This is a genomic window from Bradyrhizobium sp. USDA 4473 (genome assembly GCF_054063335.1).
The window spans coordinates 1633852-1660820 of the sequence record NZ_JBSSGE010000001.1 but is presented as its reverse complement, the minus strand read 5'-3'; the positions used below and the strand labels follow the sequence as shown (position 1 = coordinate 1660820).

The 26969-nt window shown below is 64.6% G+C and carries 27 protein-coding genes and 1 pseudogene; 13 read left to right on the top strand and 15 right to left on the bottom strand.

From position 1 onward, the window contains the following. Position 1: 1 nt before the first annotated feature. Positions 2-559 carry an ATP-dependent protease subunit HslV gene (hslV, locus tag ACVW17_RS07765; protein ID WP_244068959.1) on the bottom strand — a complete coding sequence of 186 codons (558 nt, stop codon included), beginning with the start codon at positions 557-559 and terminating at the stop codon, positions 2-4. 182 nt (positions 560-741) lie between these two features. On the opposite strand from hslV, the gene hisB reads away from it, so the two are divergent. The 7 genes from hisB to coaA all read left to right on the top strand — a co-directional run bounded on the left by hisB (position 742) and on the right by coaA (position 5539). Continuing rightward, a complete protein-coding gene (gene hisB, locus ACVW17_RS07760) occupies positions 742-1335 on the top strand; it encodes an imidazoleglycerol-phosphate dehydratase HisB (RefSeq protein WP_456751338.1) in 594 nt (197 codons plus the stop codon). Between the two features lie 87 nt (positions 1336-1422). Further along, positions 1423-1953 carry a DUF2628 domain-containing protein gene (locus tag ACVW17_RS07755; RefSeq protein WP_456751337.1) on the top strand — a complete coding sequence of 177 codons (531 nt, stop codon included), beginning with the start codon at positions 1423-1425 and terminating at the stop codon, positions 1951-1953. Next, positions 1950-2600, top strand: coding sequence for an imidazole glycerol phosphate synthase subunit HisH (gene hisH / locus ACVW17_RS07750; protein WP_456751336.1), 651 nt, complete (start codon positions 1950-1952; stop codon positions 2598-2600). Before ACVW17_RS07755 ends, hisH begins: the two co-directional genes overlap by 4 nt. Next, positions 2597-3328: a 1-(5-phosphoribosyl)-5-[(5-phosphoribosylamino)methylideneamino]imidazole-4-carboxamide isomerase gene (hisA, locus tag ACVW17_RS07745; protein ID WP_456751335.1), complete on the top strand. Its 732-nt coding sequence runs from the start codon at positions 2597-2599 to the stop codon at positions 3326-3328. Before hisH ends, hisA begins: the two co-directional genes overlap by 4 nt. Positions 3329-3337: 9 nt before the next feature. Then, positions 3338-4114: an imidazole glycerol phosphate synthase subunit HisF gene (gene hisF, locus ACVW17_RS07740; RefSeq protein WP_456751334.1), complete on the top strand. Its 777-nt coding sequence runs from the start codon at positions 3338-3340 to the stop codon at positions 4112-4114. A gap of 109 nt (positions 4115-4223) precedes the next feature. Then, positions 4224-4547: a phosphoribosyl-ATP diphosphatase gene (locus tag ACVW17_RS07735; protein WP_456751333.1), complete on the top strand. Its 324-nt coding sequence runs from the start codon at positions 4224-4226 to the stop codon at positions 4545-4547. A 35-nt stretch (positions 4548-4582) separates the two neighbouring features. Continuing rightward, a complete protein-coding gene (gene coaA / locus ACVW17_RS07730; RefSeq protein WP_456756367.1) occupies positions 4583-5539 on the top strand; it encodes a type I pantothenate kinase in 957 nt (318 codons plus the stop codon). Between the two features lie 175 nt (positions 5540-5714). On the opposite strand, the gene ACVW17_RS07725 is transcribed toward coaA, so the two are convergent. The 3 genes from ACVW17_RS07725 to ACVW17_RS07715 form a co-directional block, all read right to left on the bottom strand. After that, a complete protein-coding gene (locus ACVW17_RS07725; protein WP_456751332.1) occupies positions 5715-7985 on the bottom strand; it encodes a response regulator in 2271 nt (756 codons plus the stop codon). A gap of 104 nt (positions 7986-8089) precedes the next feature. Further along, on the bottom strand, positions 8090-8611 hold the full coding sequence (locus ACVW17_RS07720; protein ID WP_456751331.1) for a hypothetical protein: 522 nt from the start codon (positions 8609-8611) through the stop codon (positions 8090-8092). Between the two features lie 118 nt (positions 8612-8729). Then, positions 8730-10280 (bottom strand): YifB family Mg chelatase-like AAA ATPase, encoded by a 1551-nt coding sequence (locus ACVW17_RS07715; RefSeq protein ID WP_456796996.1) that lies wholly within the window; start codon positions 10278-10280, stop codon positions 8730-8732. 122 nt (positions 10281-10402) lie between these two features. Here ACVW17_RS07715 and ACVW17_RS07710 point away from each other — a divergent pair, with 122 nt between their 5' ends. After that, on the top strand, positions 10403-11407 hold the full coding sequence (locus ACVW17_RS07710; protein WP_456796995.1) for an IS1595 family transposase: 1005 nt from the start codon (positions 10403-10405) through the stop codon (positions 11405-11407). 251 nt (positions 11408-11658) lie between these two features. Here ACVW17_RS07710 and ACVW17_RS07705 read toward each other — a convergent pair whose 3' ends face one another. Then, a complete protein-coding gene (locus tag ACVW17_RS07705; protein WP_456796994.1) occupies positions 11659-12372 on the bottom strand; it encodes a DUF3800 domain-containing protein in 714 nt (237 codons plus the stop codon). On the opposite strand from ACVW17_RS07705, the gene ACVW17_RS07700 reads away from it, so the two are divergent. Beyond that, positions 12371-12532: a hypothetical protein gene (locus ACVW17_RS07700; RefSeq protein ID WP_456796993.1), complete on the top strand. Its 162-nt coding sequence runs from the start codon at positions 12371-12373 to the stop codon at positions 12530-12532. The two genes, ACVW17_RS07705 and ACVW17_RS07700, sit on opposite strands and share 2 nt — an antisense overlap. Before the next feature lie 111 nt (positions 12533-12643). On the opposite strand, the gene ACVW17_RS07695 is transcribed toward ACVW17_RS07700, so the two are convergent. The 5 genes and pseudogenes from ACVW17_RS07695 to rsmI all read right to left on the bottom strand — a co-directional run bounded on the left by ACVW17_RS07695 (position 12644) and on the right by rsmI (position 16670). Beyond that, positions 12644-12844, bottom strand: coding sequence for a hypothetical protein (locus tag ACVW17_RS07695; RefSeq protein ID WP_456796992.1), 201 nt, complete (start codon positions 12842-12844; stop codon positions 12644-12646). Between the two features lie 215 nt (positions 12845-13059). Continuing rightward, a complete protein-coding gene (locus tag ACVW17_RS07690; RefSeq protein ID WP_456751330.1) occupies positions 13060-14031 on the bottom strand; it encodes an MBL fold metallo-hydrolase in 972 nt (323 codons plus the stop codon). A gap of 292 nt (positions 14032-14323) precedes the next feature. After that, complete coding sequence (gene gshB / locus ACVW17_RS07685) at positions 14324-15271, bottom strand: glutathione synthase (protein WP_456751329.1); 948 nt, start codon at positions 15269-15271, stop codon at positions 14324-14326. Between the two features lie 32 nt (positions 15272-15303). After that, positions 15304-15729: a YraN family protein gene (locus ACVW17_RS07680; protein ID WP_456751328.1), complete on the bottom strand. Its 426-nt coding sequence runs from the start codon at positions 15727-15729 to the stop codon at positions 15304-15306. After that, positions 15716-16670 (bottom strand): annotated as a pseudogene (gene rsmI / locus ACVW17_RS07675) (16S rRNA (cytidine(1402)-2'-O)-methyltransferase). Before rsmI ends, ACVW17_RS07680 begins: the two are co-directional and overlap by 14 nt. A gap of 218 nt (positions 16671-16888) precedes the next feature. On the opposite strand from rsmI, the gene ACVW17_RS07670 reads away from it, so the two are divergent. Then, a complete protein-coding gene (locus tag ACVW17_RS07670; RefSeq protein WP_456751326.1) occupies positions 16889-18094 on the top strand; it encodes a penicillin-binding protein activator in 1206 nt (401 codons plus the stop codon). Positions 18095-18166: 72 nt separating this feature from the next. Here the strand turns inward: ACVW17_RS07670 and hemW are convergent, their stop codons facing one another. The 3 genes from hemW to rph are packed head-to-tail and all read right to left on the bottom strand — an operon-like array spanning position 18167 to position 20671. Next, the gene (hemW, locus tag ACVW17_RS07665) at positions 18167-19324 is read right to left on the bottom strand and encodes a radical SAM family heme chaperone HemW (protein WP_456751325.1); all 1158 of its coding nucleotides are present in this window, start codon (positions 19322-19324) and stop codon (positions 18167-18169) included. After that, entirely contained in the window at positions 19311-19946 is a 636-nt protein-coding gene (gene rdgB / locus ACVW17_RS07660; protein WP_456751324.1) for an RdgB/HAM1 family non-canonical purine NTP pyrophosphatase, read from the bottom strand. Before rdgB ends, hemW begins: the two co-directional genes overlap by 14 nt. A gap of 11 nt (positions 19947-19957) precedes the next feature. Further along, entirely contained in the window at positions 19958-20671 is a 714-nt protein-coding gene (gene rph / locus ACVW17_RS07655; RefSeq protein ID WP_456751323.1) for a ribonuclease PH, read from the bottom strand. Positions 20672-20851: 180 nt separating this feature from the next. On the opposite strand from rph, the gene hrcA reads away from it, so the two are divergent. Together hrcA and grpE are read left to right on the top strand one after the other, a co-directional pair. Continuing rightward, positions 20852-21940 (top strand): heat-inducible transcriptional repressor HrcA, encoded by a 1089-nt coding sequence (gene hrcA / locus ACVW17_RS07650; RefSeq protein ID WP_021078184.1) that lies wholly within the window; start codon positions 20852-20854, stop codon positions 21938-21940. Between the two features lie 164 nt (positions 21941-22104). Further along, positions 22105-22710: a nucleotide exchange factor GrpE gene (gene grpE / locus ACVW17_RS07645; protein ID WP_456751322.1), complete on the top strand. Its 606-nt coding sequence runs from the start codon at positions 22105-22107 to the stop codon at positions 22708-22710. Positions 22711-22729: 19 nt separating this feature from the next. Here the strand turns inward: grpE and pncA are convergent, their stop codons facing one another. Together pncA and ACVW17_RS07635 are read right to left on the bottom strand one after the other, a co-directional pair. After that, positions 22730-23440: a bifunctional nicotinamidase/pyrazinamidase gene (gene pncA, locus ACVW17_RS07640; protein ID WP_456751321.1), complete on the bottom strand. Its 711-nt coding sequence runs from the start codon at positions 23438-23440 to the stop codon at positions 22730-22732. A 90-nt stretch (positions 23441-23530) separates the two neighbouring features. Beyond that, a complete protein-coding gene (locus ACVW17_RS07635) occupies positions 23531-24466 on the bottom strand; it encodes a hypothetical protein (RefSeq protein WP_456751320.1) in 936 nt (311 codons plus the stop codon). Positions 24467-25043: 577 nt separating this feature from the next. On the opposite strand from ACVW17_RS07635, the gene dnaK reads away from it, so the two are divergent. After that, positions 25044-26945, top strand: coding sequence for a molecular chaperone DnaK (dnaK, locus tag ACVW17_RS07630; protein WP_456751319.1), 1902 nt, complete (start codon positions 25044-25046; stop codon positions 26943-26945). The last annotated feature ends 24 nt before the right edge of the window (positions 26946-26969 follow it).

Sequence of the window (26969 nt, the reverse complement as noted above, 5' to 3'; positions counted from 1 at the left end):
CTCAGCCGCCGATCGTCTCGATCGTCACGTTGCGGTTGGTGTAGACGCAGATATCGGCGGCGATATCCAGGGCGCGGCGGACGATGGTCTCGGCATCCTTGTCGGTATCGACCAGTGCGCGGGCCGCGGCGAGGGCGTAATTGCCGCCGGAGCCGATCGCCATGACGCCGGATTCGGGCTCAAGCACGTCGCCAGTGCCGGTCAGCACCAGGGAGACGTCCTTGTCGGCTACGATCATCATGGCCTCCAGCCGGCGCAGATAGCGGTCGGTCCGCCAGTCCTTGGCGAGCTCGACGGCCGCCCGGGTCAGCTGCCCCGGATATTGCTCCAGCTTGCTTTCCAGTCGCTCAAACAGGGTGAAGGCGTCGGCGGTGGCGCCGGCGAAACCGCCGATCACGTCGCCCTTGCCGATCCGGCGAACCTTCCTGGCGTTGGCCTTGATCACGGTCTGGCCGATCGAGACCTGGCCGTCGCCGCCGATCACCACCTTGCCGCCCTTGCGGACCGTGCAGATCGTGGTGCCATGCCAAACCGGCAGCTCATTTTGGGATGCTTGCATAGGTTACCTCTCTTCCGGGCAGATTTAGGCGGTCGGGCAGGGGGTTACAATCGGGCGATTTGACAAGGAATTTAGGTCACCATGGCCCGAAGTTGGGCCATTTCGGGGTCATCCCGCAGTAGCGAAGGTGACATCAGCCTGTTAAAAGACCGGCGTTTTCGGCACGGGAAAGCTTAATCTTCATGCGCACGGCAACCATCAAGCGCAAGACCAAGGAGACCGACATCGAGGTGACGGTCAACCTCGACGGAGCGGGCGTATCCACGGTTTCGACCGGGATCGGCTTCTTCGATCATATGCTCGACCTCCTGGCCCGGCATTCGCGCATCGACATCACGGTGAAGGCGGATGGCGACCTCCATGTCGATTACCACCACACCACCGAAGACGTCGGTATCGCGCTCGGGCAGGCCGTCAAGCAGGCGCTCGGCAACATGGCCGGCATCACCCGCTACGCCTCGATCCACATGCCGATGGACGAGACGCTGTCGCGCGTCGTGATCGATATTTCCGGCCGCCCGGTGCTGGTGTTCAAGGTCGATTTCCCGCGCGACAAGATCGGCGAGTTCGACACCGAGCTGGTGCGCGAATGGTTCAACGCCTTCGCGATGAACGCCGGCGTGACTCTCCACGTCGAGACCCTATATGGCGAGAACAGCCATCATATCGCCGAATCCTGCTTCAAGGGCTTGGCGAGGGCGCTGCGGACCGCGATTGCGATCGATCCGCGCGCCCAGGGCGAAGTGCCCTCGACCAAGGGTCAGCTCGGCGGCTGATCCCGGGAGCATGATCCGGAAACGGCCGTAACCGGTTTTCCGAAAGATCGTACTCTCAATAAGATTCCATCGTCGGCGGAGCGTTCGATGCCGGTCTATACAGTGCATGCCCCCGTGGCCAGCGGCGCCGATCTCGCGGCGGCCGACAAGTTCGTCTTCGTGCGCGACGGTTTCCGGTTCTGGGCCGCGGTTGCCGGCGTGGTGTGGCTGGCCTGGAACAGGCTCTGGCTGGCGCTGATCGGCTGGCTCGTCGTCACCTTCGTGATCGACTACGCGCTGACAAGGCTTGGTATCGGCCGCGGCGCGATCTTTCTCGTCGACCTGGTGCTGATGGTGCTGCTCGGGCTCGAGGCCGCGACCCTGCAGCGCTGGACGCTGTCGCGGCGCAAATGGCGCCAGATCGACATCGTGGTCGCTGACAATGCGGATGCCGCCGAGCGCCGCTTCTTCGAGCGCTGGACCGCGCGGCATCGTGGCGTCGTCAATGACCAGCGCTCGGTCGATCGCGGCGGCCCGCCGCCGACCCGGGACGTCCCCGGTCAATCATTCTCAAAGCCCCCACCGATGCCGCAGGGCGGCATCATCGGATTGTTTCCAGAGCCAGGAGGATCACGATGACCGTTGCAATCATCGACTATGGCTCCGGCAATCTGCATTCGGCGGCCAAGGCTTTCGAGCGCGCCGCGCGCAGCATGGAGGATCCGCAAGCCATCAAGGTGACGCGCGATCCCGACGCGGTGTACCGCGCCGATCGGATCGTGCTGCCGGGTGTCGGCGCGTTCGCCGATTGCCGCCGCGGCGTCGACGCGGTCGACGGCATGCTGGAAGCGCTCACCGAGGCGGTGCGGGTCAAGGCGCGGCCGTTCTTCGGCATTTGCGTCGGCATGCAGCTGATGGCGACGCGCGGCAAGGAGCACGTCATCACCGAGGGCTTTGACTGGATCGGCGGCGATGTCGTCAAGATCGAGCCGCGCGACGAGGGCCTGAAGGTCCCGCACATGGGCTGGAATACGCTCGACATGGTGCGCGAGCACCCGGTGCTGGAGCGGCTGCCGCTCGGGCCGAAGGGGCGTCACGCCTATTTCGTGCACTCCTATCACCTCGACGCCGCCAACGAGGCGGACGTGCTGGCGCGCGCCGACTATGGCGGGCCGGTGACCGCGATCGTGGCCAAGGACACCGCTGTCGGTACCCAGTTTCATCCCGAGAAGAGCCAGCGCTTCGGCCTCGCCCTGATCTCCAATTTCTTGAAGTGGAAGCCGTGATCCTTTTTCCAGCGGTTGATCTGAAGAACGGCCAGTGCGTGCGCCTGGAGCAAGGCGACATGGCGCGCGCCACCGTGTTCAATCTCGATCCGGCGGCGCAGGCGGCAAGCTTCGCCGCACAGGGTTTCGAATATCTCCACGTCGTCGATCTCGACGGCGCCTTCGCCGGCAAGCCGATGAATGCGCATGCGGTCGAGGCGATGCTGAAGGCCGTCAACATGCCGGTGCAGCTCGGCGGCGGCATCCGCGACCTCACAACCATCGAGGCCTGGCTCGACAAGGGCATCACGCGCGTCATCATCGGCACCGCGGCGGTGCGCGATCCCGAGCTCGTGAAGGGCGCGGCGAAAAAATTCCCAGGCCGGGTGGCGGTGGGCCTCGATGCGCGCGACGGCAAGGTCGCGGTCGAGGGCTGGGCCGAGACCTCGCATGTGACCGCGCTCGAGATCGCGCAGCGCTTCGAGGACGCCGGCGTCGCCGCGATCATCTTTACCGACATCGCCCGCGATGGCCTGCTCAAGGGCCTCAACCTCGATGCCACCATCGGCCTCGCCGACCGCATCTCGATTCCGGTGATCGCCTCCGGCGGCTTCGCCTCGATCGACGACGTCAAGGCGCTGCTGGAGCCGCGCGCCAAAAAGCTCGCCGGCGCGATCGTCGGCCGCGCGCTCTATGACGGGCGGCTCGATCCCGCCGCCGCCCTCAAGCTGATCCGCAGCGCATCCTAGGAGGAGATCATGTTCAAGGTTCGCGTGATCCCCTGTCTCGACGTCAAGGACGGGCGCGTGGTCAAGGGTGTCAACTTCGTCGATCTGCGCGACGCCGGCGATCCGGTCGAAGCCGCGATCGCCTATGACGCCGCCGGCGCCGACGAGCTCACCTTCCTCGACATCACCGCCACCCATGAAAACCGCGGCATCATGCTCGACGTGGTGCGGCGAACGGCCGAGGCCTGCTTCATGCCGCTGACGGTCGGCGGCGGCGTCCGCACCGTCGACGACATCAAGACGCTGCTGCGCTCCGGCGCCGACAAGGTCTCGATCAATTCGGCGGCGGTCAGCCGGCGCGAATTCGTCAAGGAAGCCGCCGAGAAGTATGGCGAGCAATGCGTCGTGGTCGCGATCGACGCCAAGCGGGTCAAGCGCGCCGGCGGCTCGGACCGCTGGGAGATCTTCACCCATGGTGGACGTAATGCCACCGGCATCGATGCCATCGAATATGCCCAGGAGGTCGTCGCGCTCGGCGCCGGTGAAATCCTGCTGACCTCGATGGACCGGGACGGCACGCGGCAAGGGTTCGACCTGCGGCTGACCCGGGCGATCGCGGACAGTGTCCCCGTACCGGTCGTCGCGTCCGGCGGCGTCGGCAATCTCGATCATCTGGTCGACGGCGTTCGCGAGGGGCACGCCACCGGCGTGCTCGCAGCCTCGATCTTCCACTTCGGGGAATTTACCATCCGCCAGGCCAAGGATCACATGGTGCGTGCCGGCCTGCCGATGCGCCTCGATCCCTAGAGCATGGTCTGGCAACAGAGTGGTCTGGGACTCCTTGTCACAAAAATGCTAAGTCCCCACCTAGGGGATGGCACCGTCTGGTGCTGTTGTGCATGCTTGAGTTGAGTTGATGTCGCGTTTCACGGTCCACGATTTGGCCGCCACCATCGACGCCCGTGCTGCAACGGGCGGCGAGGCGTCCTACACCCGCAAGCTGCTCGACAAGGGCGCAGAGCACTGCGCCAAGAAACTGGGTGAGGAAGCGGTCGAGACCGTGATCGCTGCGGTCGAGAATGATCGCGATCATCTCATCGCGGAAAGTGCTGATCTCGTGTTTCACCTGCTGGTCCTGTTGAAATCACGCGGCGTGAGACTGGAGGACGTCGAGGCCGCGCTGGAGAAGCGCACCGCGATGTCGGGACTGGAAGAGAAGGCGTCGCGCAAGCGCGACTAGCGCAAATGATCGAGCGCATCGAGAAGGGCGGCCTCATGGACATCCGGGCACCAGATCAGCAGTACAACCCCTACCGCGTCTTCACGCGCCAGCAATGGTCGCATCTGCGCGACGATACGCCGATGACGCTCGAGCCGGGCGAATTCGACCGCCTGCGTTCGATGCACGACCGCCTCGATTTGCAGGAGGTCGAGGACATTTACCTTCCGCTGTCGCGGCTGCTCTCCATCTATGTCGATGCGACCCAGCGGCTGTATTACTCGCAGCGCCAGTTCCTTAATATCCGCGATCGCAAGATGCCCTACATTATCGGCGTCGCCGGCTCGGTTGCGGTCGGCAAGTCGACCACCGCCCGCGTGCTGCAGGCGCTGCTGGCGCGCTGGTCTCCGCGGCCGAAGGTCGATCTGATCACGACCGACGGTTTCCTGTTTCCCAATGCCGTGCTCGAGCGGCAGGGCATCATGCAGAAGAAGGGCTTTCCGGAGAGCTACGATCTGCCGACGCTGTTGTCGTTCCTCAGCGACATCAAGGCGGGACGGCGTCGCGTGCGCGCCCCTGTCTATTCGCATCTGACCTATGACATCGTGCCGAACAAATGGGTCGAGATCGATCAGCCCGACATCCTGATTGTCGAGGGTGTCAACGTGCTGCAGACCGGGCGGCTGCCGCGTGACGGCAAGGCGGTGCCGTTCGTCTCCGATTTCTTCGATTTCTCGGTCTATATCGACGCCGATGAGGCTGTGCTGCGGCAGTGGTACATCACGCGCTTCCTGGCGCTGCGAGACACCGCATTCACCGATCCGAGGTCCTACTTCCACCGCTACGCGCCATTGTCGGACGAGGAAGCGACCGCGACCGCGATCGCGATCTGGGAGCGCACCAACCTCGCCAATCTCGAGGACAACATCCTGCCGACCCGCCCGCGCGCGACGCTGATCCTGAAGAAGGGCGCCGACCACGTGGTGCAGACGGTGGCGCTGCGGCGGCTGTAGGTATCGCCGCATCTCAGCGAACGGGCCACATCACGGCTGTCGTCCCCGCGAAAGCGGGGACCCATAACCACAGGTGTACGTCACTTTGCAAGGCTGTGGCCGCAGCGGAACACAAAACCAAGTTCGGTGGTTATGGGTCCCTGCTTTCGCAGGGACGACACTGAGTTTGTGGTGACTACGCCGCGATATGCCGCGCGGCGGCGAGGCCCGCGAGCGCTTCTTCCAGCTTCTCGCGGTCGAGCGGCTTGATCAGGAAGCCATCCATGCCGGCCTCGAAACAGGCATAGCGGTCTTCCACCAGCGTATTGGCGGTCAGCGCCAGGATCGGGGTCCGGCGGATGGACTGCCCGGTCTCATGGCTGCGGATCTGTTTGGTGGTCTCGATGCCGTTGAGGCGCGGCATCTGGATGTCCATCAGCACGAGGTCGTACGGCGTGCCGGCCGACGTCGCCGAGAGCCAGGATTCCATCGCCTGTTCGCCATTGGTGGTGATGACCACGTTGTGGCCGAGCCGGGTGAGCAGCGAACGCATCAGCAGCGCGTTGATCTCATTGTCCTCGGCGACCAGGATGGAGAGAGCCCTGTCCGCCGTCGCGCCTGCCGCCGCAGTGGGTGCGGTTTCCGCGGCCGCCTCGATTGCGGGGCCTGGTGTCGGCATCGCGAGGCTGGGAGCCGCGATTTCGGGCTGCGCGGTCAGGCGTGCGGCGAGCGAGGCTGCGCGCAGCGGCTTGACCAGATAGCCGGTGAACATCGCGGTCTCGGCGGCCGAAAGCTCCTGCCGCGTCGCCGGCGTGAACATCACGATGCGATGGGTTGCATGGATGCGGGCGGCGTTGGCGAACGCCTCCATCGCCGCGGTGCCGAGCGTGTGGTCGATCAGCGCCGCGTGCCAGCTCCGTTCCGGCAGCAACGCCTCGGCGACATCGGCATCCGACACGATGCAGGTCTGCGCGCCCCAGCGCTGCAGCCGCCGCGAAATCAGCGAGACCTCGATGCTCTGCGGTGCCACCAGCATGATCGACTGGCCGGCGAGATCGGGTGCGGTGAAGCTGTTGGCTTCGGCGGTGTCGGCGGCGGCCAGCGGGATCGAGACCTCGAAGGTCGAGCCTGCGCCCGGCGTGCTCGCCAGCGTGATGCGGCCGCCCATGCGCTTGACGATGCGGTCGCTGATCGAAAGCCCGAGGCCGGTGCCGCCATAGCTGCGCGCGATGCGGTCGTCGGCCTGCTCGAACTCCCGGAAGATGCGCTGCTGCGCCTCCGGGGCGATGCCGATGCCGCTGTCGCGGACCAGGAAGCTGATCTCGTGCGGCCAGAGGCCGGGCTCGACGATCAGCGCCACGCCGCCGCTCGCGGTGAACTTGATGGCGTTGCCGGCGAGATTGAGCAGCACCTGGCGCAGCCGCGCGGCATCGCCGGCCACTTGCATCGGCAGCCGCTCGTCGACATAGGCAGCGATCTCGATGCCCTTGGTCTGCGCGCGCGGCGCCAGCAGCTCGGTGATATCCTCGATCAGGCCGGACAGCGCGAAGGGGCGGTGCTCGAGGTCGATCTTGCCGGCCTCGATCTTGGAATAGTCGAGCAGCTCCTCGATCAGCGTGAGCAGCGCGTCGCCGGATGTCTTGACCGCCTTGACGTAGGTCGTCTGCTCCGGCGTCAGCTGGGTATCCATCAGCAGTCCGCTCATGCCGATGATGCCGTTCAGCGGCGTGCGGATCTCGTGGCTGGCCATCGCCAGGAAGCGCGACTTGGCACGGTTGGCGGCGTCGGCCTGATCGCGGGCCTCAGTCAGCGCGCGCTCGCTCTCGGTGCGGTCGGTGACGTCGCGGCCGACGCTCTGCATCTCCGCCGGCGCGCCGGCATCGTTGCGCACGAGGCCCTCGCGCCAGGCGATCCAACGCGGCCCGAGCGGTCCCGCGACCTTCTGGTCGTAGACACGGGTGCCGCTGGGCTCGAGCGCGGTCTCGCCCTGCTCCAGCACTGTCAGCGTGGCGGTGCTGTCGATCAGATTGTCGCGCGAGACCTGCGCCAGTTCGCAATAGGCGTCGTTGGCGTAGGTGATCCGTCCTTCGAGGTCGCGCAGCACGATCAAATCGCCCTGCGCCTCGAACAGCTTGCCGGCCCGCTGTTCGGCCTCTTGGAGTTCCCAGTTGCGGTCGGCCATCGCCTCGTTGTGCATGGCGACGGTGCGCAACCGCTTGCGCATCAGCCTGAGGCGGATGCCGAGCGTCACGATCCACAGACAGGCCAGCGCGAACAGGAAGCTGACCCCGATCGCGAATGAATTGGGATCGTAGCCGCTGTGCGGCGAGAGGGCGCCCGAGATGAACCCGAACGCGCCGCCGAACGCGACCGAGAAGATCGTGAACGAGCGGACGATCGTCGCGACCCAGGAATGGCGGCGCAGGAAGCGGCGAAAGCGTAACTTGATCCGGAAGAAACGCCCCATCAATGGTGGCCCTGAAATAGCTTTGATCCGGCAATGACGATGCGTCGGCCACCTTGCAAAGTGCTTGAGCTTGATGGCCGTTTCGCGTTGCCCTCGGAACAGGGTTAGCGCGAGGTTAACTCCGCCATGACCCGGCCGTGAAAGCGCGTGTCGGGTTTGACCGATGCCGCCTCCAGGCGGCGATGTCCGCCGCGGGCACTGACGATCAGCGCCGCGGCATCGCGCGCCGAAAACGTCCTGGACTGCACGAAGACGCGGTAATCGGACGGCCCATCGTCACGGGACAGATAGATCACCGGACCGTTTGCCGACGGATCGCTCGAAATCCCGATCAGCTGCGGCGTGACGTTGCTCTCGCACGCCCCGGCCTCGGCGTCGTCGATGTCGTCGATCACGGTGAAGTCGGCGGTGTCTGCGCTGTCGGCAATCTGGACCCGGACGGTGGCATGGCTCGGATCGTCGGTGAAGCTGACGTGAAGCTGCGCCTGCCACGGCACCGCTGCGATCTGAATCGTGGCGCCGCCGACATCGATGCAGGGCCGGGGGCCCGGCAGGAATTCAGCGCGGGCAAATATCGCGGCCACGGCAAGCGGCACCACCGAGGCCAGAATCTTCATACGCAACATGACACAACTCGCTCGACCCAAGCGCCCGCGGATCGCGGTGCTTATGGTTTGCGGAGCGTAAATGAGAGTGGTTACTGCGGCGTTGACGCGACGAGCGTCGGTTGCAAAACCCGAGGCGTCACGCCGCGCGCCGCAAATCGTCGGCCAATGCACGATAGGATAGCGCCTCGGCAAGGTGCAGCCGGCCGATCGTATCAGTGCCGTCGAGATCGGCGAGCGTGCGCGCCACGCGCAGCACGCGGTGATAGCCGCGCGCGGTGAGATGCATGGTGTCGGCGGCCTCGCGCAGCAGCTTCTGGCCATGCGCGTCAGGCTGCGCGATGGTTTCGAGCAGCGAGCTCGGCGCTTCCGCATTGGTGCGGACATGTGGCATGCCGGCCGCCGCGTAACGCGCAAGCTGGATGTCGCGGGCTGCCGCAACGCGTCGGGCGACCTCGGCCGATCCCTCCGCCGGCGGCGGCAGGATCAAATCCGCCGCGGTCACGGCCGGCACCTCGATCCTGAGATCGATGCGATCCATCAGCGGGCCGGAGATCCGCATCTGGTAGTCGGCGGTGCAGCGGTCGAGCCGGCCGCGCTTGCAGGAATAGCCGGGCTCATAGGCGTGGCCGCAGCGGCACGGGTTCATCGCGGCGACCAGCATGAAGCGCGCCGGATAGGTGACGCGGTGGTTGGCCCGGCTGACCGAGACCTCGCCGTTCTCGAGCGGCTGGCGCAGCGAATCCAGCACGCGCGGATCGAACTCCGGCAGCTCGTCGAGGAACAGCACGCCTTGATGCGCCAGCGAGATCTCGCCCGGCCTGGCGCGCATGCCGCCGCCGGTCAGCGCGGCCATGCTGGCGGAATGATGCGGGCTGCGGAACGGGCGCCGCGCGGTCAGCGCGCCGTCGCGGATCTCGCCGGCCACCGAGGCGATCATCGAGACTTCGAGCAATTCCGATGGCGACAGCGGCGGCAGGATCGACGGCAGCCGCGCCGCCAGCATCGACTTGCCGGCGCCGGGCGACCCGATCATCAATAAATGATGTCCGCCGGCGGCCGCGATCTCGAGCGCGCGCTTGGCGCTTTCCTGGCCCTTGATGTCGCGCAAATCGAGCAGCGCTTCCTCGCGCGCCTCGTTCTGGTCTTGCACTTTCGGCTGCGGGCGCGACAGAACCTGGGTGCCCTTGAAATGATTGGCGATCTGGATCAGCGACTGCGCCGCGATGATCTGGATGTCCGGGCTCGCCCAAGCGGCTTCCGAGCCGCAGGCGGCCGGGCAGATCAATCCCTCGTCGCGCGAATTGGCGCCGATCGCCGCCGGCAGCACACCCGCAACGGCTGCGATCGAGCCGTCGAGCCCGAGCTCGCCGAGCACGGTGAAGCCGCTCAGTGCGTCCGGCGGAATCGCCCCGATCGCGGCCATCAGGCCGAGCGCGATCGGCAGGTCGTAATGGCTGCCTTCCTTGGGCAGGTCGGCCGGTGCGAGATTGACGGTGATGCGGCGGGCGGGCAGCGCCAGCCCGGAGGCGATCAGCGCCGCACGCACCCGCTCGCGCGCCTCGGACACCGCCTTGTCGGGCAGGCCGACGATCGCGAATGCCGGCAGCCCCGGCGCGACCTGGACCTGCACGTCGACCGCGCGGGCCTCGATCCCCTCGAATGCGACGGTGGAAACCCGCTGAACCATGCTGCCTCTGTCTTCCGCCACCCAAGGTAGCGGAGCGGGCCGCCAAGCGCCAATTATGTACTTTACAAACCCAATGACCTAGGGTAGAATGCCGGCATTAGATAGTTATTTGGGTTGTCGCCATGTCGATCCTTGCAAAGCCTTATTTTCACAACGAAAAATCCGCGTTCCTGCACCTTGAAAAGCTGCTCTGGGCGGACGGCGTTGTGTGCCCGCACTGCGGCGTAGTCGGGAAAGCGGGCCGTTTGGAGGATGTGAAGGGCAAGAACGGCAAATCCCGGCTTGGCCTCTGGAAGTGCTACGAGGGCAAGTGCCGTAAGCAGTTCACCGTCCGGGTCGGCACGGTGTTCGAGCATTGCCGCATTCCGCTGCACAAGTGCTTGCAGGCGGTTCACCTGATCGCGTCCAGCAAGAAGGGCATTTCGAGCCACCAGCTGCACCGCATTCTGGAGGTCCAGTACAAGAGCGCGTGGTTCTTGGCGCACCGTATCCGCGAAGCGATGCGGGACGGCTCCCTGAGCCCTCTGGGCGGCACTGGCAAGGTCGTGGAAGTGGACGAAACCTATATCGGCCGTCTACAGGGTCAGAAGAAAAACAGCCGTGGCGGCGCGGCACATAAGAACATCGTGCTTACGCTGGTTGAGCGCGGCGGTTCTGCGCGCAGCTTCCATATCGACAGCACATCGATTGCGGATATCGCGCCCATCGTTCGCGCGAATATCGCCAAGGAAAGCCAGTTCATGACGGACGAGGCGCGGCACTACATGGAGATCGGTCGTGGCTTTGCCAGTCACGATACGGTCAACCATGGCGAGGATCAGTATGTGCGCTATTGGAACGAGGTGACCGACAAGAAGCGCCCCGATGGCAAGCCTGTTGTCGAGACGACCGTCATCACCACGAACACGGTGGAGGGCTACTATTCGATCTTCAAGCGCGGCATGAAGGGCATCTATCAGCACTGCGGCGAGAAGCACCTGCACCGCTATCTCGCGGAGTTTGATTTTCGCTACAGCAACCGCGTCGCGCTTGGCGTTGACGATCAGGACCGGGCCGAGAAGGCCATTCGTGGGGCTACCGGTAAGCGGCTGACCTATCGACAACCTAACGGCTCCGAAGCCGGGTAAACTGGAAAGGGCTCGGATTCGACGAAGAGAGAAGGGCATCCAGTTGGATTTCTGGGGAAAAAACTCTTCAGATACCTAGTTGGAGTCAAAAAGAGTCCTACTTTCAAAGGCTTGACTAACCCCTTGGATTCGTTGTGTGAATCTGCTATATAGCTATTGCTGAGCTAGGAGGATCGTAACGATCCCACCGGCACGGCTTAGAGGCTGAGCTGATTACAGGGGGCCGACTTCTCAACAAGGAGAAGTCGGCCCTATCTGATTATGCCAAGCCTTTTCGGGCATCTAGAGAACGCCTGTTTGACCATAATCGGCTCAAGAATCATCAACGATTGGTCGAGTCCGAGTGCCGTCTTTGATGGAATTGGGCTTTCACTTCGAAGGACCGCGTATGCGCAAGCATCGGCGGCCTGAATGAACAGAGACTTCTCCGAATCGCGATAGACGATGTCCTCGACGATCCGATCAAGAACCAGGTTTTTTGACATTGCTCCGGTTTCCCATCGCCCGATGCGGCTTGGAATGAAGTTGTGCCGCCGCATTCGGCGGAAGAGTTTGTCGTAGCTCTTGCCCTGATCCGAAAAAATGACAGCCTTGCTACCGGCAATCTCCATGTTTTTGTTGATGCGGTTGAGGAGCCATTCGAAGGCTCTCTCTTCCTCGTGCTGCGGAACGGCTGCGTTGATTAGATCCACATCGGGCAACATGGTGATGCCAGCTAGTAGGTAATTATAGATGCGAACGCGATCGTCCTTTTTGAGATGGCGAACAAGGCGCCCCTTTCCGCCAAGCCAATCGGTCGTATGCATTTCCATTCGCAATGGAACGCCGTCGCTCTGCTTTATAGTCCTTCTGATCGCGATTAGCCTATTGAGGCAATCGTTCCACCACGAATCCACCGGCACCAGCAGTGCTGAAAAGCACGCTAGCCGATTATCTTTAGAATCATCGATGTAGACGAAATGCATGGCTAAACCGAAACAAAGTCAGATCGACAAATTCAAACAGGCCGCCCGCGACCTCGAAGCGGACGACAGCGAAAAGCGGTTCAATGAGAGGCTGGGCAAGATCGCCAAGCAGAAGCCCGCCAGCGCAGCAAGAAAATCTAAAGCCAAGCCGCGTCAGTAATTGCGCAAGCAAACTGAACGGACGCGGCTATGAAGCGGGAAATCCCCGATCTTGATGAATTGATGGAAATGGGGATGCCGCTCTGGCGCGCGCTGGAGGTCTGGGTGGCGGCTATGAACCGCGCTTCTCCAGAATCGCCACCAGCTTCGCCAGATTCCGATTTATCTGCCCAAGCTGATAAGCTGAATACTCGGCTGCACTAGCCAGCCGAAAATCGACCTGCACGTTTATGCCGGGACGCTGGCCCGGATAGTCGCTTTCCATGAACGCCTTGTGCCGCTCAGCAAGCGCCTTCTCTTGGTCTGTAGCCATATCAGAATCTCCGGTTGAGCTGATTCGGTTGTAACAACCTACGGGACTCATAACCGGAACCGTGAATCTGGCACCAGTGGGGCAACTGCTAACTGACTCAAATTATTGAGTTATCCACCCGTTGGGTTTGGAAAGTGCACAATTGCGCCGCCAAGCGCAAGAACATTAAGAGAACATCCGGGGGCGACGCGCGCCGTCCCCGGATGATCAGCTGGTCACAGCGTCATCTGCATCGGCTCGGGATAATAATGGAAGCCCTCGCCGGCCTTGGCGACGTGGCCATAGCCCGGCCAGGCGAAGTGATAGGACATGACGGCCGTCTTGTTCGCGGCCAGCATCTCCAGCATCTTGACCCGCGAGGCCGCCGCCTGCTTCGGATCGGTGTCGTAGGAGAATTCCATCCGCGGCCGCTCCAGCAGCAGCACCGCGTGATGCGAGAGATCGCCGAGGAAGGCGAAGGATTTGCCGCCCGAGCTTACCATGAAGATGGTGTGGCCCACGGTGTGGCCGGGGGCTGCGAGCGCGGTCACGCCGGGCAGGAATTCCTGGCCGTCCTTGAAGAACACGATGCGGTCGCGCACCGGCAGCAGGTTCTTGCGGGCGTGCACGACAAAGTCCTTCAACGGACTTCCCATCTTGCCTTCGTCGGTCCAGAAATCGAGGTCGCTTTGCGCGATGTAGTACTGCGCATTCGGGAATAGCGGCTTGTCGTCGGCGCCGACGATGCCGCCGATATGATCGATATGCGCGTGCGACAGCACGACGGCATCGATGTCTTCCGGCTTGATGCCGGCTTCCTGCATGCTCTTCTGCTGCCGGCCGGTGGTCGGACCGAACGCCTTCGAGGTACCCATGCCGGTATCGAACAGGATCAGCCTGTCGCCCATGTTGACGATCGGCGAATTCTGCTCGAGCACGACATTGTCGGGCGAGAGGAAGTTGTCGGAGAGCATCTTCTTGACTTCTTCCTTCGGCACGCCCGTGAATGTGCCCGAGGGATCGCCGAGCGGAAGGGGCCCGTCGGAGACGACGGTCACTTCGGCGTCGCCGAGTTCGAAGCGGTGCCAATAGGGAGTCTGTGTGCCGAGTTTCGGCGCGCGCGCCTGTGCGGTGCCGCCGAGCAGTGTGCTGGCGCCGAGACCGGCACCGAGCGCGAGCAAGGATCGTCGTGAGACATTGAGCGTCATAACGTCTTCCTCCCAATTTTTATGAATTTGTCGCGTTGTGCCCGCGCGCTGACCCGCCGCTTGACCTGACGCAGGCAAGAGGATGCTGCCCGCGCCCGCGCAAGCTGGCAAGTAGAATAAGGCGAACGCTGGCGCGACCGAGCCCTGGCTAAAGCGCGATGATATCGGGATCAATCGTCAGCGCGCTTTAGCTCATTGTTTGAGCATGATCTTTTTCGGAAAACCGCTTCGCACTTTTCCGGATCATGCTTCTAGATTTCAGCCAACCTGTGCGGCGCACAAAGAAGGACGATTATTTCGCGGCGCGCTTCTTCTCGATGGTATCCCAGATCATCGCCGCGACATCGGGGCCGTTGAGCCGCTGAATGGCGCGGATGCCGGTCGGCGAAGTGACGTTGATCTCGGTCAAATTGCCGTCGATCACGTCGAGGCCGACGAACATCAGACCAAGCTCGCGCAACGCGGGCCCGACAGTGGCGCAGATTTCGCGCTCGCGATCCGACAGCTCGGTCGCCTTGGCCGCGCCGCCGCGCACCATGTTGGAACGCAGATCGTCCGCCGCCGGCACGCGGTTGACGGCGCCGGCGAATTCGCCGTCGACCAGGATGATGCGCTTGTCGCCATGCTTCACCTCGGGAAGGAAGCGCTGGATCACCCAGGGTTCCTTGAAGGTGACCGAGAACATGTCGAACAGCGAACCGAAATTCATGTCCTGCGGCATCACGCGGAACACGGCGGCGCCGCCATGGCCATGCAACGGTTTCATGACGACGGCGCCGTGCTGGTCGCGGAAGGCGTTGATCTCGTCGAGGTCGCGCGAGATCAGGGTCGGCGGCATCAGCTGCGGGAAGTTCATCACGAACATTTTTTCCGGCGCGTTGCGCACGCTGGCCGGATTGTTGACGACCAGCGTCTTCGGATGGATCCGCTCGAGGAAATGCGTCGAGGTGATGTAGGCGAGGTCGAATGGCGGGTCCTGGCGCAGCAACACGACGTCGAAGCCGTTGAGCGCCTCGCGCTTCGGCTCGCCCAGCGTGAAGTGATCGCCGACCTCGTCGCGCACGGTGAGCGGCTGTACCGGTGCCACCAGCTCCTCGCCGCGCAGCGACAACTTGTCGGGCGTGTAGTAGGAAATGCCGTGGCCGCGCTTTTGCGCCTCGAGCAGCAGCGCAAAGGTCGAATCGCCGCGGATATTGATGCGCGCGATGGGATCCATCTGGACGGCGATCTTCAATGTCATAGGTGTGTCCCGCGAGGTCTTGAGGGTAAATTCTATGGGCTTGCGTCGAATGCCGCTAACAGATGGCGCGGCAGGCTCTTCGGCGCAATCAGCACGGCGTCGAATCTGAGGTCAAATTCGGCGTGTTCGGGATGCGCCATCAGCCACGCCTGGGCGGCATTGATGATGCGCAGCTGCTGGCGCGGCGTCACCGCATAGGCGGCGTCGTCGAGGCTGGCGCGGGCCTTGACCTCGACGAAGGCCAGCAAATTGCGCCGGCGCACCACCAGGTCGATCTCGCCATAGGGCGTGCGGAAGCGCCGCGCCAGGATGCGATAGCCCTTGGCGATCAGAAGCGCCGCGGCACGGCTCTCGGCCGAGATGCCGGTGCGGAATGCGGCGACGCGCTCGGGCGAGGCGCTGTCAGTCTTGGCGCTATCAGTCTTGGCCTCAGTCTTGGCGTTATCAGGCTTGGCCATCGCCGTCCCCGATGGTCTTCGCAAGCTCGAGCGCGCGGGCGTAGACCTCGCGGCGCGGCCGGCCCCGACAGCTCGACCGCGTGCGCCACCGCATCCTTGACGCTGCCGCGGGCGAGCTGCGCGCGCAGGAGATCGTCGAGCGAAGTCTCGTCCATCACCCCGGCATCGTCGGCCGGCGGCCCGATCACCAGCACGAACTCGCCCCGGGTCTCCAGCGCATCCACGCCTGCCGCGAGCTCTGCGACCGGCGCGCGCTTGACCTCCTCGTGCAGCTTGGTCAGCTCGCGGCAGATCGCGGCATCACGTCCGGCCATGATTGCAGCCAGGTCGCGCAGCGTGTCCTGCACGCGATTGCCTGACTCGAACATCACCAGCGTGGCGTCGATCCGGGCAAGCTCAGTGAGCCGCGCGCGCCGCGCGTGCTCCTTGGTCGGCAGAAATCCCTCGAAGAAGAACCGGTCGGTCGGCAGCGCCGCCACCGACAGCGCCGTCAGCACCGACGATGGCCCGGGCACCGCGATGACGGCATGGCCGGCGGCGCAGACCTCGCGCACCAGCTTGAAGCCGGGGTCTGAGATCAGCGGCGTGCCGGCGTCGGAGACCAGCGCGATCGCGGCGCCCTGCGCCAGCCGTTCCAGGATCTTGGGCCGGGCCTGGGCCGCATTGTGCTCGTGGTAGAGCGCAAGCTCCGCCGTGATCGCGTAACGCTCGGTCAGCCGGCGCGTAATCCTGGTGTCCTCGCAGGCGATGACGTCGACGCCGGCCAGCGTCTCCAGCGCGCGCAGGGTGATGTCGGCGAGATTGCCGATCGGCGTCGCGACCAGATGGAGCCCGGGCCTGGCCCTGGGCGCGGGCAACTGCTGGCCGCCGATCGAAAAGCTTCTGGCCGCAACGCCTGCCGTGGCATCCGAATGGTGGAGGGAACTGGCTTTTGCGCGCATAATGCCAATCTAGAGGGACGGCGACGCTTCCGCCATCCGCAAACGGCGGCGGAGAGGCCGTTGCCAGGGAAGGAAATGAAGGCCGCGGCAACGGCGCCGCGCGGCCATAATCCTTTTGTTTTAGTTAACTATTCGCCGACAATATGCCCAAATCCCCCCGCCTCATCAGAGTTGGATGGAGTCCTGGCCGATCCTGGTCGGTCAAGAGAAGAGAGACGATGGCAGGCCCGCATCCCCGCAACTCCTCGCCGTCGGGCACGACCCGGCGAACCGCGCTTGGTCTGCTCGTGGGCGCGCCGTTGCTGACGGCCTGTTCCGGTATCCAGCAGAGCTTGAGCCAGTTCTCCAGCGGCAGCCCGGACGCCGGTCCTGCCGGCCCGCAGCAGCAGCCGCAGGCGGTTGGCACCGGCCAGGTCAAAATTGGATTGATTCTGCCACTGTCGGCGGCCGGCAATGCCGGGCTCGCCGCGCAGTCGATGCGCAATGCCGCCGAAATGGCGCTGGCGGAATTCCAGAACCCGAACATCCAGCTTCTGATCAAGGATGATGGCGGCAGCCCGCAGGGCGCGTCGCAGGGTGCCCAGCAGGCGCTGGCCGAAGGCGCCGAGATCATTCTGGGACCGCTGTTCGCGGGCTCGGTGCCGGCCGTCGCGCAACTGACCCGGCCGCGCGGCACTTCGGTGATCGCCTTCTCGACCGATTCGAGCGTGGCCGGCCGCGGCGTCTATCTGCTGAGCTTCCTGCCGGAGTCCGACATCAACCGCATCGTCGACTATTCGGCCGGAATCGGAAAACGCTCGTTCGCCGCGATGGTGCCGGACAACGCCTACGGCAATGTGGTCGAGGCCGCATTCAAGCAGGCGGTCGGCCGCAAGAACGGCCGCGTCGTCGCCTTCGAGAAGTATGGTGCCGACCGCGCAACGCCGGCGCGGACCGTGGCGCAGGCGCTTGGCCAGGCCGATGCGCTGCTGATCGCCGATGACGGCGATTCGGTGGTCGCGACCGCCGATGCGCTGACCGCGGCAGGCGCCAATCTGCGCAACATCCAGCTGCTCGGCACCGGGCTGTGGGACAATCCGCGGGTGTTCGCGAGCCCCGTCCTGCAAGGCGGCCTCTATGCCGCGCCCGATCCGTCCGGCTTCCGCAGCTTCGCCGGCCGTTACCGCACCAAATATGGCGGCGAGCCGGTACGCACTGCAACGCTGGCCTATGACGCCGTGGCGCTGATGGCGGCGCTGGCGCGCACCCAGGGCGCGCAGCGCTTTGCGCCGGAGACGCTGACCAACCCGTCGGGCTTTGCCGGTATCGACGGCCTGTTCCGCTTCCGCTCCGACGGCACCAATGAGCGGGGCCTTGCGGTCATGAAGGTGGCGTCCGGCGGGAGCACGCCGGTCGCAGGCTCGCCGAAGAGCTTTGGCGCCTAGATCGGTCGGGCACTGGCCTGAAATCGCCTTGAAGCGCCCGCCAGCTCCTTTGCATGGGGTTGTTTTCGATATTTAGGCGGCGAGATCCGCCACAACGGCGTCGAGCACCGGGAATCCCGCCTTCGTCACGCGCAGCCGTCCGTCGGCATCGACGGCGATCGCGCCCTCCTCGCGCAGCAGGGCGATCCGGTGCGGATCGAGCTTTCGGCCGGAGAGTTGCGCATAGCGTTTGGGATCGATGCCCTCGGCGAGCCGCAGCCCCATCAGCAGGAATTCGTCGGCGCGTTCTTCGCTGTTGAGGCTGTCGTCGCTGACGACGCCATGCCCGCGCTCCTCGACATTCAATAGCCAGGCCTCGGGACGCCGCTCGGTCGCGGTCGCGTGCCTGATGCCATCGATGTCGAGCCGGCCATGCGCGCCGGGGCCGATGCCGGCATATTCCTCGCCGCGCCAGTAGACGAGGTTGTGCTTGCACTCCGCCCCGGTGCGGGCGTGGTTGGAGATTTCGTAGGCCGGCAATCCCTCGCGGGCGCAGACCTCCTGCGTCACGTCGTAGAGCGCGCGCGCGGTCGCTTCATCCGGGGTCTGCAATTTGCCGGCGGCATGCAGCCCGAAGAACGGCGTGCCTTCCTCGATGGTGAGCTGATACAGCGACAGATGCTCGGCCGCTTCCGAGATCGCCTGCTTCAATTCGTCGGCCCACATCCGCGGCGTCTGGTCGGGGCGGGCATAGATCAGATCGAACGAATAGCGGTCGAATGCGGAGCGCGCGATCGCAACCGCGTCGAGCGCTTCGCGCGCGCTGTGCAGGCGGCCCAATGCTTTGAGCGACGCATCATCCAGCGCCTGCACGCCGAGCGAGACGCGGTTGACGCCGGCTGTGCGATAGCCGCGAAAGCGCGTCGCCTCGACGCTGGTCGGATTGGCCTCCAGCGTGACCTCGACGTCGCGCGAGACCTGCCAGTGCTTGCCGATCGCATCGAGCACGGCACCGACCGTCTGCGGCTGCATCAACGACGGCGTGCCACCGCCGAGGAAGATCGAGCTGACCTCGCGTCCCGGCACCCGCGCGGCCGTGGTCTCGATCTCGCGGGCGAAGGCGCGCACGAAGCGCGCCTCGTCGACCGGCGCATGCCGCACATGGCTGTTGAAATCGCAATACGGGCATTTCGACAGGCAGAACGGCCAGTGCACGTAGACGCCGAAGGCTTCTCGGTCAGCGTGGCTCAAGGCAGATCTCCGCGAGCTTCACGAAGGCGCGGGCGCGGTGCGACAGGCCGAGCCCGAGCGGCGGCAGGCCGTGCTTCTCGATGCTGGTCATCTCGCCAAAGGTTCGCGTGTAGCCGTCCGGCAGGAATGCCGGATCATAGCCGAAGCCGGCGGTGCCGCGCGGCGGCCAAACCAGAGTTCCATCGACGCGGGCCTCGACCTCTTCGAGGTGATTGTCCGGCCAGGCCACGCACAGTGCGGAGACGAAATGCGCTCTTCGGCGCGCGGGCGCGGTGGCGCCGCGCTCCTGCAACAGCCGCTCGATCCGCGTCATCGCCGCCATGAAGTCCTTGCCCTCGCCGGCCCAGCGCGCCGAGTAGATCCCGGGCGCGCCATCGAGCGCATCGACCACGAGGCCGGAATCGTCGGCGAAGGCCGGCAGTCCGGTCGCCTTGGCCGCCGCGATCGACTTGATCGCGGCATTGGCGCGAAAACTGTCGCCGGTCTCCTCGGGCTCGGCGAGGCCGAGCTCGCCGGCCGACACCGCCTCCACGCCGTGCGGTGCCAGCAATTCCCGCATCTCGGCAAGCTTGCCGGGATTATGGGTGGCGATCACGAGCCTTCCGGTGATTCGGCGATGCATGGCCAATCTGACTACGCCACCGCGATCTTTTGCAAGTCGACCAGACGCGCGACACCTTTGCGCGCCAGCGCCATCAGGGCCAGGAATTCGTCCTGGGTGAACGGCGTCTTCTCCGCGGTGCCCTGCACCTCGATGATGCGACCGTCGCCGGTCATGACGAAATTGGCGTCGGTTTCGGCCTCGGAATCCTCGGCATAGTCGAGATCGAGCACCGGCGTGCCTTGGTAGATGCCGCAGGAGATCGCCGCCACATTGTCGCGCAACACGTTGCTCTTCAGCATGTTACGGGTCTTCATCCAGTTGATGCAGTCGGCCAGTGCCACCCAGGCACCGGTGATCGAGGCGGTGCGGGTGCCGCCATCGGCCTGGATGACGTCGCAATCGACCGTGATCTGGCGCTCGCCCAGCGCCTCGAGATCGATGGCGGCGCGCAGCGAGCGGCCGATCAGCCGCTGGATCTCGACGGTGCGGCCGCCCTGCTTGCCGGCGGAGGCCTCGCGGCGGGTGCGTTCCAGGGTGGCGCGCGGCAGCATGCCGTATTCGGCGGTGACCCAGCCACGGCCCTGGCCCTTCAACCACGGCGGCAAGCGCTCTTCCAGAGTGGCGGTCACCAGCACATGGGTGTCGCCGAACTTCACCATGCAGGAACCCTCGGCATATTTGACGACGCCGCGTTCCAGCGACACGGGACGCAGTTCATCGGGCGCACGGCGGCTTGGCCGCATGAAATCCTCCAAAAATCCGAGAGAAATGGCTGCGCTGCTTGTAGGAGGGGGAAGGGGCAGCGGCAAGGGTTTTGGCAGGGGTTTCGGCCCCAAAAGGGTCCGGTACGAGAGGGCCGATTGCATGCTTGTCACCGGCCCTCGGGATCGACAAATTAGGCAGCAATTGTGAGGGACTGGAGTGTGACTCACCACGATCCGATCGGCCTGATCGCGCCGCATGCCGGGCTTGCCCAGCTCAACGAGCGTTCGCGCGACATTTTTCGTCAAATCGTCGAAAGCTACCTCGCGACCGGCGAGCCGGTCGGCTCGCGCAACATCTCGCGCCTGATCGCGTTACCGCTGTCGCCGGCCTCGGTCCGCAATGTGATGTCGGATCTCGAGCAGCTCGGCCTGATCTATGCGCCGCACACCTCGGCGGGCCGGTTGCCGACCGAACTCGGCCTGCGTTTCTTCGTCGACGCCCTGATGCAGGTCGGCGACCTCACCGAGGCCGAGCGCCAATCGATCCAGACCCAGCTGGCCGCGGTCGGCCGGGCGCAGTCCGTCGAGGCCGCGCTTGGCGAAGCGCTGACGCGGCTGTCGGGGCTGACCCGTGCCGCCGCCGTGGTACTGACGCAGAAGTCGAATGCGCGCCTGAAGCACATCGAATTCGTCCGGCTGGAACCGGAGAAGGCGCTGGTCGTGCTGGTCGGCGAAGACGGCCAGGTCGAGAACCGGGTGCTGGCGCTGCCGCCGGGTGTTCCATCCTCGGCACTGACGGAGGCGACCAATTTCCTCAATGCGCGGATCCGCGGCCGCACGCTGGCTGAGGCGCGGCTCGAGCTCGAGACCGCATTGACGCAGAACCGCGCCGAGCTCGATCAGCTCACGCAAAAGGTGGTCGCGGCCGGCATCGCAAGCTGGTCCGGCGGCGAGAGCGAGGACCGTCAGCTGATCGTGCGCGGTCATGCCAATCTGCTCGAGGATCTGCATGCGTTGGACGATCTCGAGCGCATCAAGTCGCTGTTCGACGATCTCGAAACCAAGCGCGGCGTGATCGATCTGCTCGGACGCGCCGAGCGCGGCGAGGGCGTGCGGATCTTCATCGGCTCGGAGAACAAGCTATTCTCGCTGTCAGGTTCCTCGACCATCATCGCGCCCTATGGCGATGCCCAGGGCCGGATCGTCGGCGTGCTCGGCGTGATCGGGCCGACGCGGCTGAACTATGCGCGGGTGATCCCGACCGTCGATTACGCGGCGCGCATCGTCAGCAAGATGCTGGGCGGCTGATCGAAGCGGATTTCGCTTTCATTTGACGGGTTTTGTTCGCCGAGGTCGGAAGTCCCTGTTCCCGAAACCGGTATGTTGCGCTTGATTTTCGCCGCCTAAAGCACGATATCCCGGGCAGCAATCCCCAAGATTTGAACCGACGCGAGTTTTCGAGAAGGCACGCCATGACCGATCCGAACCGGGCCAACGACAACACCGAGAATTCGGCGCCGACGGGTGAGCCCGTGGTCTCGAAGCCCTACATCATGCCGGACGATCCCGAGGTCGGGTCGGCGGAGGCGCTGGCCAAGGAACTCGCCGAGGCGAAGGATCGCACGCTGCGCACGCTGGCCGAGATGGAGAATCTCCGGCAGCGCACGCGACGCGAGGTGGCCGACGCCAAGACCTATGGCATCACTGGCTTTGCCCGCGATGTGCTCGATATCGCCGACAATCTGCAGCGCGCGCTCGATGCGGTGCCGGCCGAGACCAAGGAAACCGCCGATCCCGGCCTGAAGGCACTGCTCGAAGGCGTCGAGCTGACCGAGCGTTCGCTGCTCAACGCGCTGGAAAAGAACGGCGTGAAGAAGTTCGATCCGATCGGCGAGAAGTTCGATCCGAACTTCCAGCAGGCGATGTTCGAGGTGCCTGATGCGTCGGTGCCGTCGGGCACCGTGGTGCAGGTCGTGCAGGCCGGCTACATGATCGGCGAGCGCATCCTGCGTCCGGCGCTGGTCGGCGTCTCCAAGGGCGGTGCCAAGCCCGCCCCGAGCGCCGACATCACGGTCTGAGCCGCAGGACTTCTGCGCCTTACGCGATATCCGACGACTGGATGCGCTTGACGCCGGCCTTGGCCATGTCGTCCCAGGCCTTGGCCAGCGATCCCTGCGTGTCGATGCCGCGGCAGGCGTCCTCCACCACGTAGGTTTCGAAGCCGGCCTTGCGCGCATCGAGCGCGGTCCATGCCACGCAGAAATCGGTGGCAAGCCCGGCCACGAAGAGCCGCTCGACGTTGCGTGCCTTCAGATAGGCGGCGAGCCCCGTTGTGGTCTTGCCGTCAGCCTCGGTGAAGGCGGAGTAGCTGTCGACGTCCTTGTGAAAGCCCTTGCGGATGATCAGCTCGGCCTGCGGGATCGCGAGCTCCTTCGACAGCGAGGCGCCGTCGGTGCCCTGCACGCAGTGGTCGGGCCACAGCACCTGCTTGCCATAGGCGAGGTCGATGACCTCGAACGGTTTCTTGCCTTCATGGACCGAGGCAAACGAGACGTGTCCGGGCGTGTGCCAGTCCTGCGTCATCACCACATTGGCAAAGCTCTTGGCGATCCTGTTGATGACCGGCACCACCTGCTCGCCGTCCTTCACCGCGAGGCTGCCGCCGGGCAGGAAGCAGTTCTGGACGTCGATCACGAGCAGTGCAGAGCCGTCGTCGGGCTTGATCGCAGCCGCCCAGAGGCTCTTGGGAACCAGGCTCGCGAGCGCCATCGCGCCAAGGCCTGCAACGATCCGTCGTCGATCCAACATCGTGCCCCTCCTCGCTTTGTGTGATTACAGCGCGAGGAGGCTAGTTCCGTTCGGCGACCTGCGGAAGTCCGAATCTTCGCGAAGACCGGATCAGCCGCGCGGCTGGATGCCGTCGCGCACCGCGCGGAAGCGCGGGAAGGCGGTCTCCCAGTCGGTGCGCGGCGAGCTGCCGATGACGCGCATCGACGTTTGCGCGCCGAACCGCAGCCACTGCACGATGGTCACCGGGGTGTTGTCCTTGCCGCTGACGGCGTCGATCCGGGTCTCGAAGCCGGGCTGGCCGTCGATCCGGATCGGCTCGGACATGGTGATCCGCCCGTCGCGCACGCCGGGGATCGTGGTGGCGATCTGCTGGGCGAAACGGCCGCGATCGTCTGGCGTGGCCGGGGCCGAGCCGATGATGCCGAGCAGCATGAACGGCTTGGTCTCGAGACCCTTCTCGTCGCCGTCGGCGATCAATAGCGCCGCGCCCGGCGCCAACATGCGGACATTCTTGAAACCTGAGAGTTCGCTGACCTTGAACGGCATCATGCCGAGCTGCTCGTCGACCGGCACCTCATTGCGGATCTGGGCGGTGGCGAACATCTGCCGCACCGCGTCGTCGGTGTAGATCTTGCTCGCATTCTCCGGCACCTGCACCGCGACATAGCCGGAGAAGGTCGGCCCCGGCAGGATCATGGAATAGCGCCGCACATTGCTGGCGCCGTCGCGCGCGCTCTCCACGGTGTAATAGGCGAGGCCGGCCGGCGTCTCGAGGCTTTCGGGCTTGATGTTTCCGGTGCCGGCGGGGTTGGTCTTGAAAGCGGTCACGACCTCGTTGTAGGCGTCCGCGGGCAGGTCGGCGATCAGGACCTTGACGCCCTGGTCTTCGGTCTCGAAGCCGATGAACGACTTGGCGCGGACGAGGCCCACCAGTGGTTTCATCCCGACATGTGCGCCCGGCGGAAACACCACGTCGGCGGCAGAGCCACGACAGGTGGCGGCAATCAGCAAGGCAACCGCAACGAGAACTCGAAAAGGCGTCATGGGGAATCTACCGGTTTTGCTTGAGGGCCGCGCAACGGGGCCGGTGCAGGGCTGGATGGCCTCTTTCAGTCGGACCGCTTTTAGCGGTTTTGATGACCCTGCAACAGGCCACCAAATCTCCGCTCCGGGCCCGCAGGCCCGATTCCATGGGCTTTTCGCCCTGATCGGCAGGCACTTTCCAGTTTCCCGACGTTTCCAAGAATGGAGGCCAGCGGCCAAACGGCGCGCCCTCGACCCGTGCGCGGCTCTCGCATACGACGTTTGTGAGCGTTCACTCAACAGCGCAGACGTCGCGTTACGGAGATTCGCGGCCGATGGCGGGGGCATCATTGCCGATTTGTTAACTTGGCCGGCGGTTGCCTCGGGCCTTGAACCGCCGCCGCAGCCGGGCTGACACAATCTTTCAAACGTCAGTCTTTTCAGGCTTCAACGTTGCGTCCAGTCCTTGCGGGCAGGACCCTCTCTCCTATATCAGGCTCACCGTCGCAATATCGCGAGTATGTGAACGTCTGGGGGTTCGGTACGGAGCGCCGTCAGGGCCCAACCAACCTGCCGTAGCAAAGAGGATATCAAAACCATGGGTAAGGTCATTGGGATCGACCTCGGCACCACGAATTCGTGCGTCGCCGTAATGGATGGCAAGAACGCCAAGGTGATCGAGAATGCCGAGGGCATGCGAACGACGCCGTCGATCGTTGCTTTCACTGACGATGGCGAGCGCCTCGTCGGCCAGCCGGCGAAGCGCCAGGCGGTGACCAATCCCGAGCGTACGTTCTTCGCGGTGAAGCGCCTGATCGGCCGCCGCTACGACGACCCGATGGTCGAGAAGGACAAGAAGCTCGTCCCCTACAAGATCGTCAAGGCATCGAACGGCGACGCCTGGGTCGAAGCCGATGGCAAGACCTATTCGCCCTCGCAGGTCTCGGCCTTCATCCTGCAGAAGATGAAGGAGACCGCTGAGGCGCATCTCGGCCAGAAGGTCGATCAGGCCGTCATCACGGTTCCCGCTTATTTCAACGACGCGCAGCGTCAGGCCACCAAGGATGCCGGCAAGATCGCCGGCCTCGAAGTGCTGCGCATCATCAACGAGCCGACCGCAGCCGCGCTCGCCTACGGTCTCGACAAGTCGAAGTCCGGCACGATCGCCGTGTACGACCTCGGCGGCGGCACCTTCGACGTCTCGATCCTCGAGATCGGCGACGGCGTGTTCGAGGTGAAGTCGACCAACGGCGACACCTTCCTCGGCGGTGAAGATTTCGACATGCGCCTGGTCGGCTATCTCGCCGACGAGTTCCAGAAGGAGCAGGGCATCAACCTGCGCAACGACAAGCTCGCTTTGCAGCGCCTGAAGGAAGCTGCGGAGAAGGCCAAGATCGAGCTGTCGTCGACCACGCAGACCGAAATCAACCTGCCGTTCATCACGGCGGACCAGACCGGTCCGAAGCATCTGACGATGAAGCTGACCCGCGCCAAGTTCGAGGCGCTGGTGGCCGACCTCGTCGAGAAAACCATCGAGCCGTGCCGCAAGGCGCTGAAGGATGCCGGCCTGACCGCCGGTGAGATCGGCGAAGTGGTGCTGGTCGGCGGCATGACCCGCATGCCGAAGATCCAGGAAGTCGTGAAGCAGTTCTTCGGCAAGGAGCCGCACAAGGGCGTCAATCCCGACGAAGTCGTCGCGATCGGTGCTGCGATCCAGGCAGGCGTGCTGCAGGGCGACGTCAAGGACGTGCTGCTGCTCGACGTGACCCCGCTGTCGCTGGGCATCGAGACGCTGGGCGGCGTGTTCACCCGCATCATCGACCGCAACACCACGATCCCGACCAAGAAGAGCCAGGTGTTCTCGACCGCCGAAGACAATCAGGGCGCCGTCACCATCCGGGTCTTCCAGGGCGAGCGCGAGATGGCGGCCGACAACAAGATGCTCGGCCAGTTCGACCTGATGGGCATTCCGCCGGCTCCGCGCGGCATGCCGCAGATCGAGGTGACCTTCGACATCGACGCCAACGGCATCGTCAACGTCTCGGCCAAGGACAAGGCGACCGGCAAGGAACAGCAGATCCGGATCCAGGCATCCGGCGGTCTGTCCGAAGCCGACATCGACAAGATGGTCAAGGACGCCGAGGCCAACGCGGCCGAGGACAAGAAGCGCCGCGAAGCCGTCGACGCCAAGAACCATGCCGACGGCCTGGTTCATTCGACCGAGAAGGCTCTGGCCGAACACGGCTCGAAGATCCCGGACACCGATCGTCGGGCGATCGAGGACGCCGTCAGCGATCTCAAGGAAGCGCTGAAGGGCGATGACGCCGAGGCGATCAAGGCCAAGACCAACACCTTGGCGCAGGCTTCGATGAAGCTCGGCGAAGCCATGTACAAGCAGCAGGCCGAGGCCGATGCGGCCAAGGACGCTGCCAAGGATGACGTTGTCGACGCGGAGTTCACCGAGGTCGACGACGACAAGAACAGCAAGAAGTCTGCCTAAGCGGATTTGCGATCATGACCCTCA

Bases quoted from the DNA above. Each gene is read 5' to 3' on its own strand.
- ACVW17_RS07720 (WP_456751331.1), bottom strand. From the start codon at position 8,611: ATGTTGCGTATGAAGATTCTGGCCTCGGTGGTGCCGCTTGCCGTGGCC.
- ACVW17_RS07705 (WP_456796994.1), bottom strand. From the start codon at position 12,372: ATGCATTTCGTCTACATCGATGATTCTAAAGATAATCGGCTAGCGTGC.
- pncA (WP_456751321.1), bottom strand. From the start codon at position 23,440: ATGTTGGATCGACGACGGATCGTTGCAGGCCTTGGCGCGATGGCGCTC.
- ACVW17_RS07690 (WP_456751330.1), bottom strand. From the start codon at position 14,031: ATGACGCTCAATGTCTCACGACGATCCTTGCTCGCGCTCGGTGCCGGT.
- ACVW17_RS07755 (WP_456751337.1), top strand. From the start codon at position 1,423: ATGCCGGTCTATACAGTGCATGCCCCCGTGGCCAGCGGCGCCGATCTC.
- grpE (WP_456751322.1), top strand. From the start codon at position 22,105: ATGACCGATCCGAACCGGGCCAACGACAACACCGAGAATTCGGCGCCG.
- rdgB (WP_456751324.1), bottom strand. From the start codon at position 19,946: ATGCATCGCCGAATCACCGGAAGGCTCGTGATCGCCACCCATAATCCC.
- ACVW17_RS07710 (WP_456796995.1), top strand. From the start codon at position 10,403: ATGTCGATCCTTGCAAAGCCTTATTTTCACAACGAAAAATCCGCGTTC.
- ACVW17_RS07700 (WP_456796993.1), top strand. From the start codon at position 12,371: ATGGCTAAACCGAAACAAAGTCAGATCGACAAATTCAAACAGGCCGCC.
- ACVW17_RS07725 (WP_456751332.1), bottom strand. From the start codon at position 7,985: ATGGGGCGTTTCTTCCGGATCAAGTTACGCTTTCGCCGCTTCCTGCGC.
- hslV (WP_244068959.1), bottom strand. From the start codon at position 559: ATGCAAGCATCCCAAAATGAGCTGCCGGTTTGGCATGGCACCACGATC.
- ACVW17_RS07715 (WP_456796996.1), bottom strand. From the start codon at position 10,280: ATGGTTCAGCGGGTTTCCACCGTCGCATTCGAGGGGATCGAGGCCCGC.
- hisB (WP_456751338.1), top strand. From the start codon at position 742: ATGCGCACGGCAACCATCAAGCGCAAGACCAAGGAGACCGACATCGAG.
- hisH (WP_456751336.1), top strand. From the start codon at position 1,950: ATGACCGTTGCAATCATCGACTATGGCTCCGGCAATCTGCATTCGGCG.
- rph (WP_456751323.1), bottom strand. From the start codon at position 20,671: ATGCGGCCAAGCCGCCGTGCGCCCGATGAACTGCGTCCCGTGTCGCTG.
- ACVW17_RS07735 (WP_456751333.1), top strand. From the start codon at position 4,224: ATGTCGCGTTTCACGGTCCACGATTTGGCCGCCACCATCGACGCCCGT.
- hisF (WP_456751334.1), top strand. From the start codon at position 3,338: ATGTTCAAGGTTCGCGTGATCCCCTGTCTCGACGTCAAGGACGGGCGC.
- gshB (WP_456751329.1), bottom strand. From the start codon at position 15,271: ATGACATTGAAGATCGCCGTCCAGATGGATCCCATCGCGCGCATCAAT.
- ACVW17_RS07680 (WP_456751328.1), bottom strand. From the start codon at position 15,729: ATGGCCAAGCCTGATAACGCCAAGACTGAGGCCAAGACTGATAGCGCC.
- ACVW17_RS07695 (WP_456796992.1), bottom strand. From the start codon at position 12,844: ATGGCTACAGACCAAGAGAAGGCGCTTGCTGAGCGGCACAAGGCGTTC.
- ACVW17_RS07635 (WP_456751320.1), bottom strand. From the start codon at position 24,466: ATGACGCCTTTTCGAGTTCTCGTTGCGGTTGCCTTGCTGATTGCCGCC.
- coaA (WP_456756367.1), top strand. From the start codon at position 4,583: ATGGACATCCGGGCACCAGATCAGCAGTACAACCCCTACCGCGTCTTC.
- dnaK (WP_456751319.1), top strand. From the start codon at position 25,044: ATGGGTAAGGTCATTGGGATCGACCTCGGCACCACGAATTCGTGCGTC.
- ACVW17_RS07670 (WP_456751326.1), top strand. From the start codon at position 16,889: ATGGCAGGCCCGCATCCCCGCAACTCCTCGCCGTCGGGCACGACCCGG.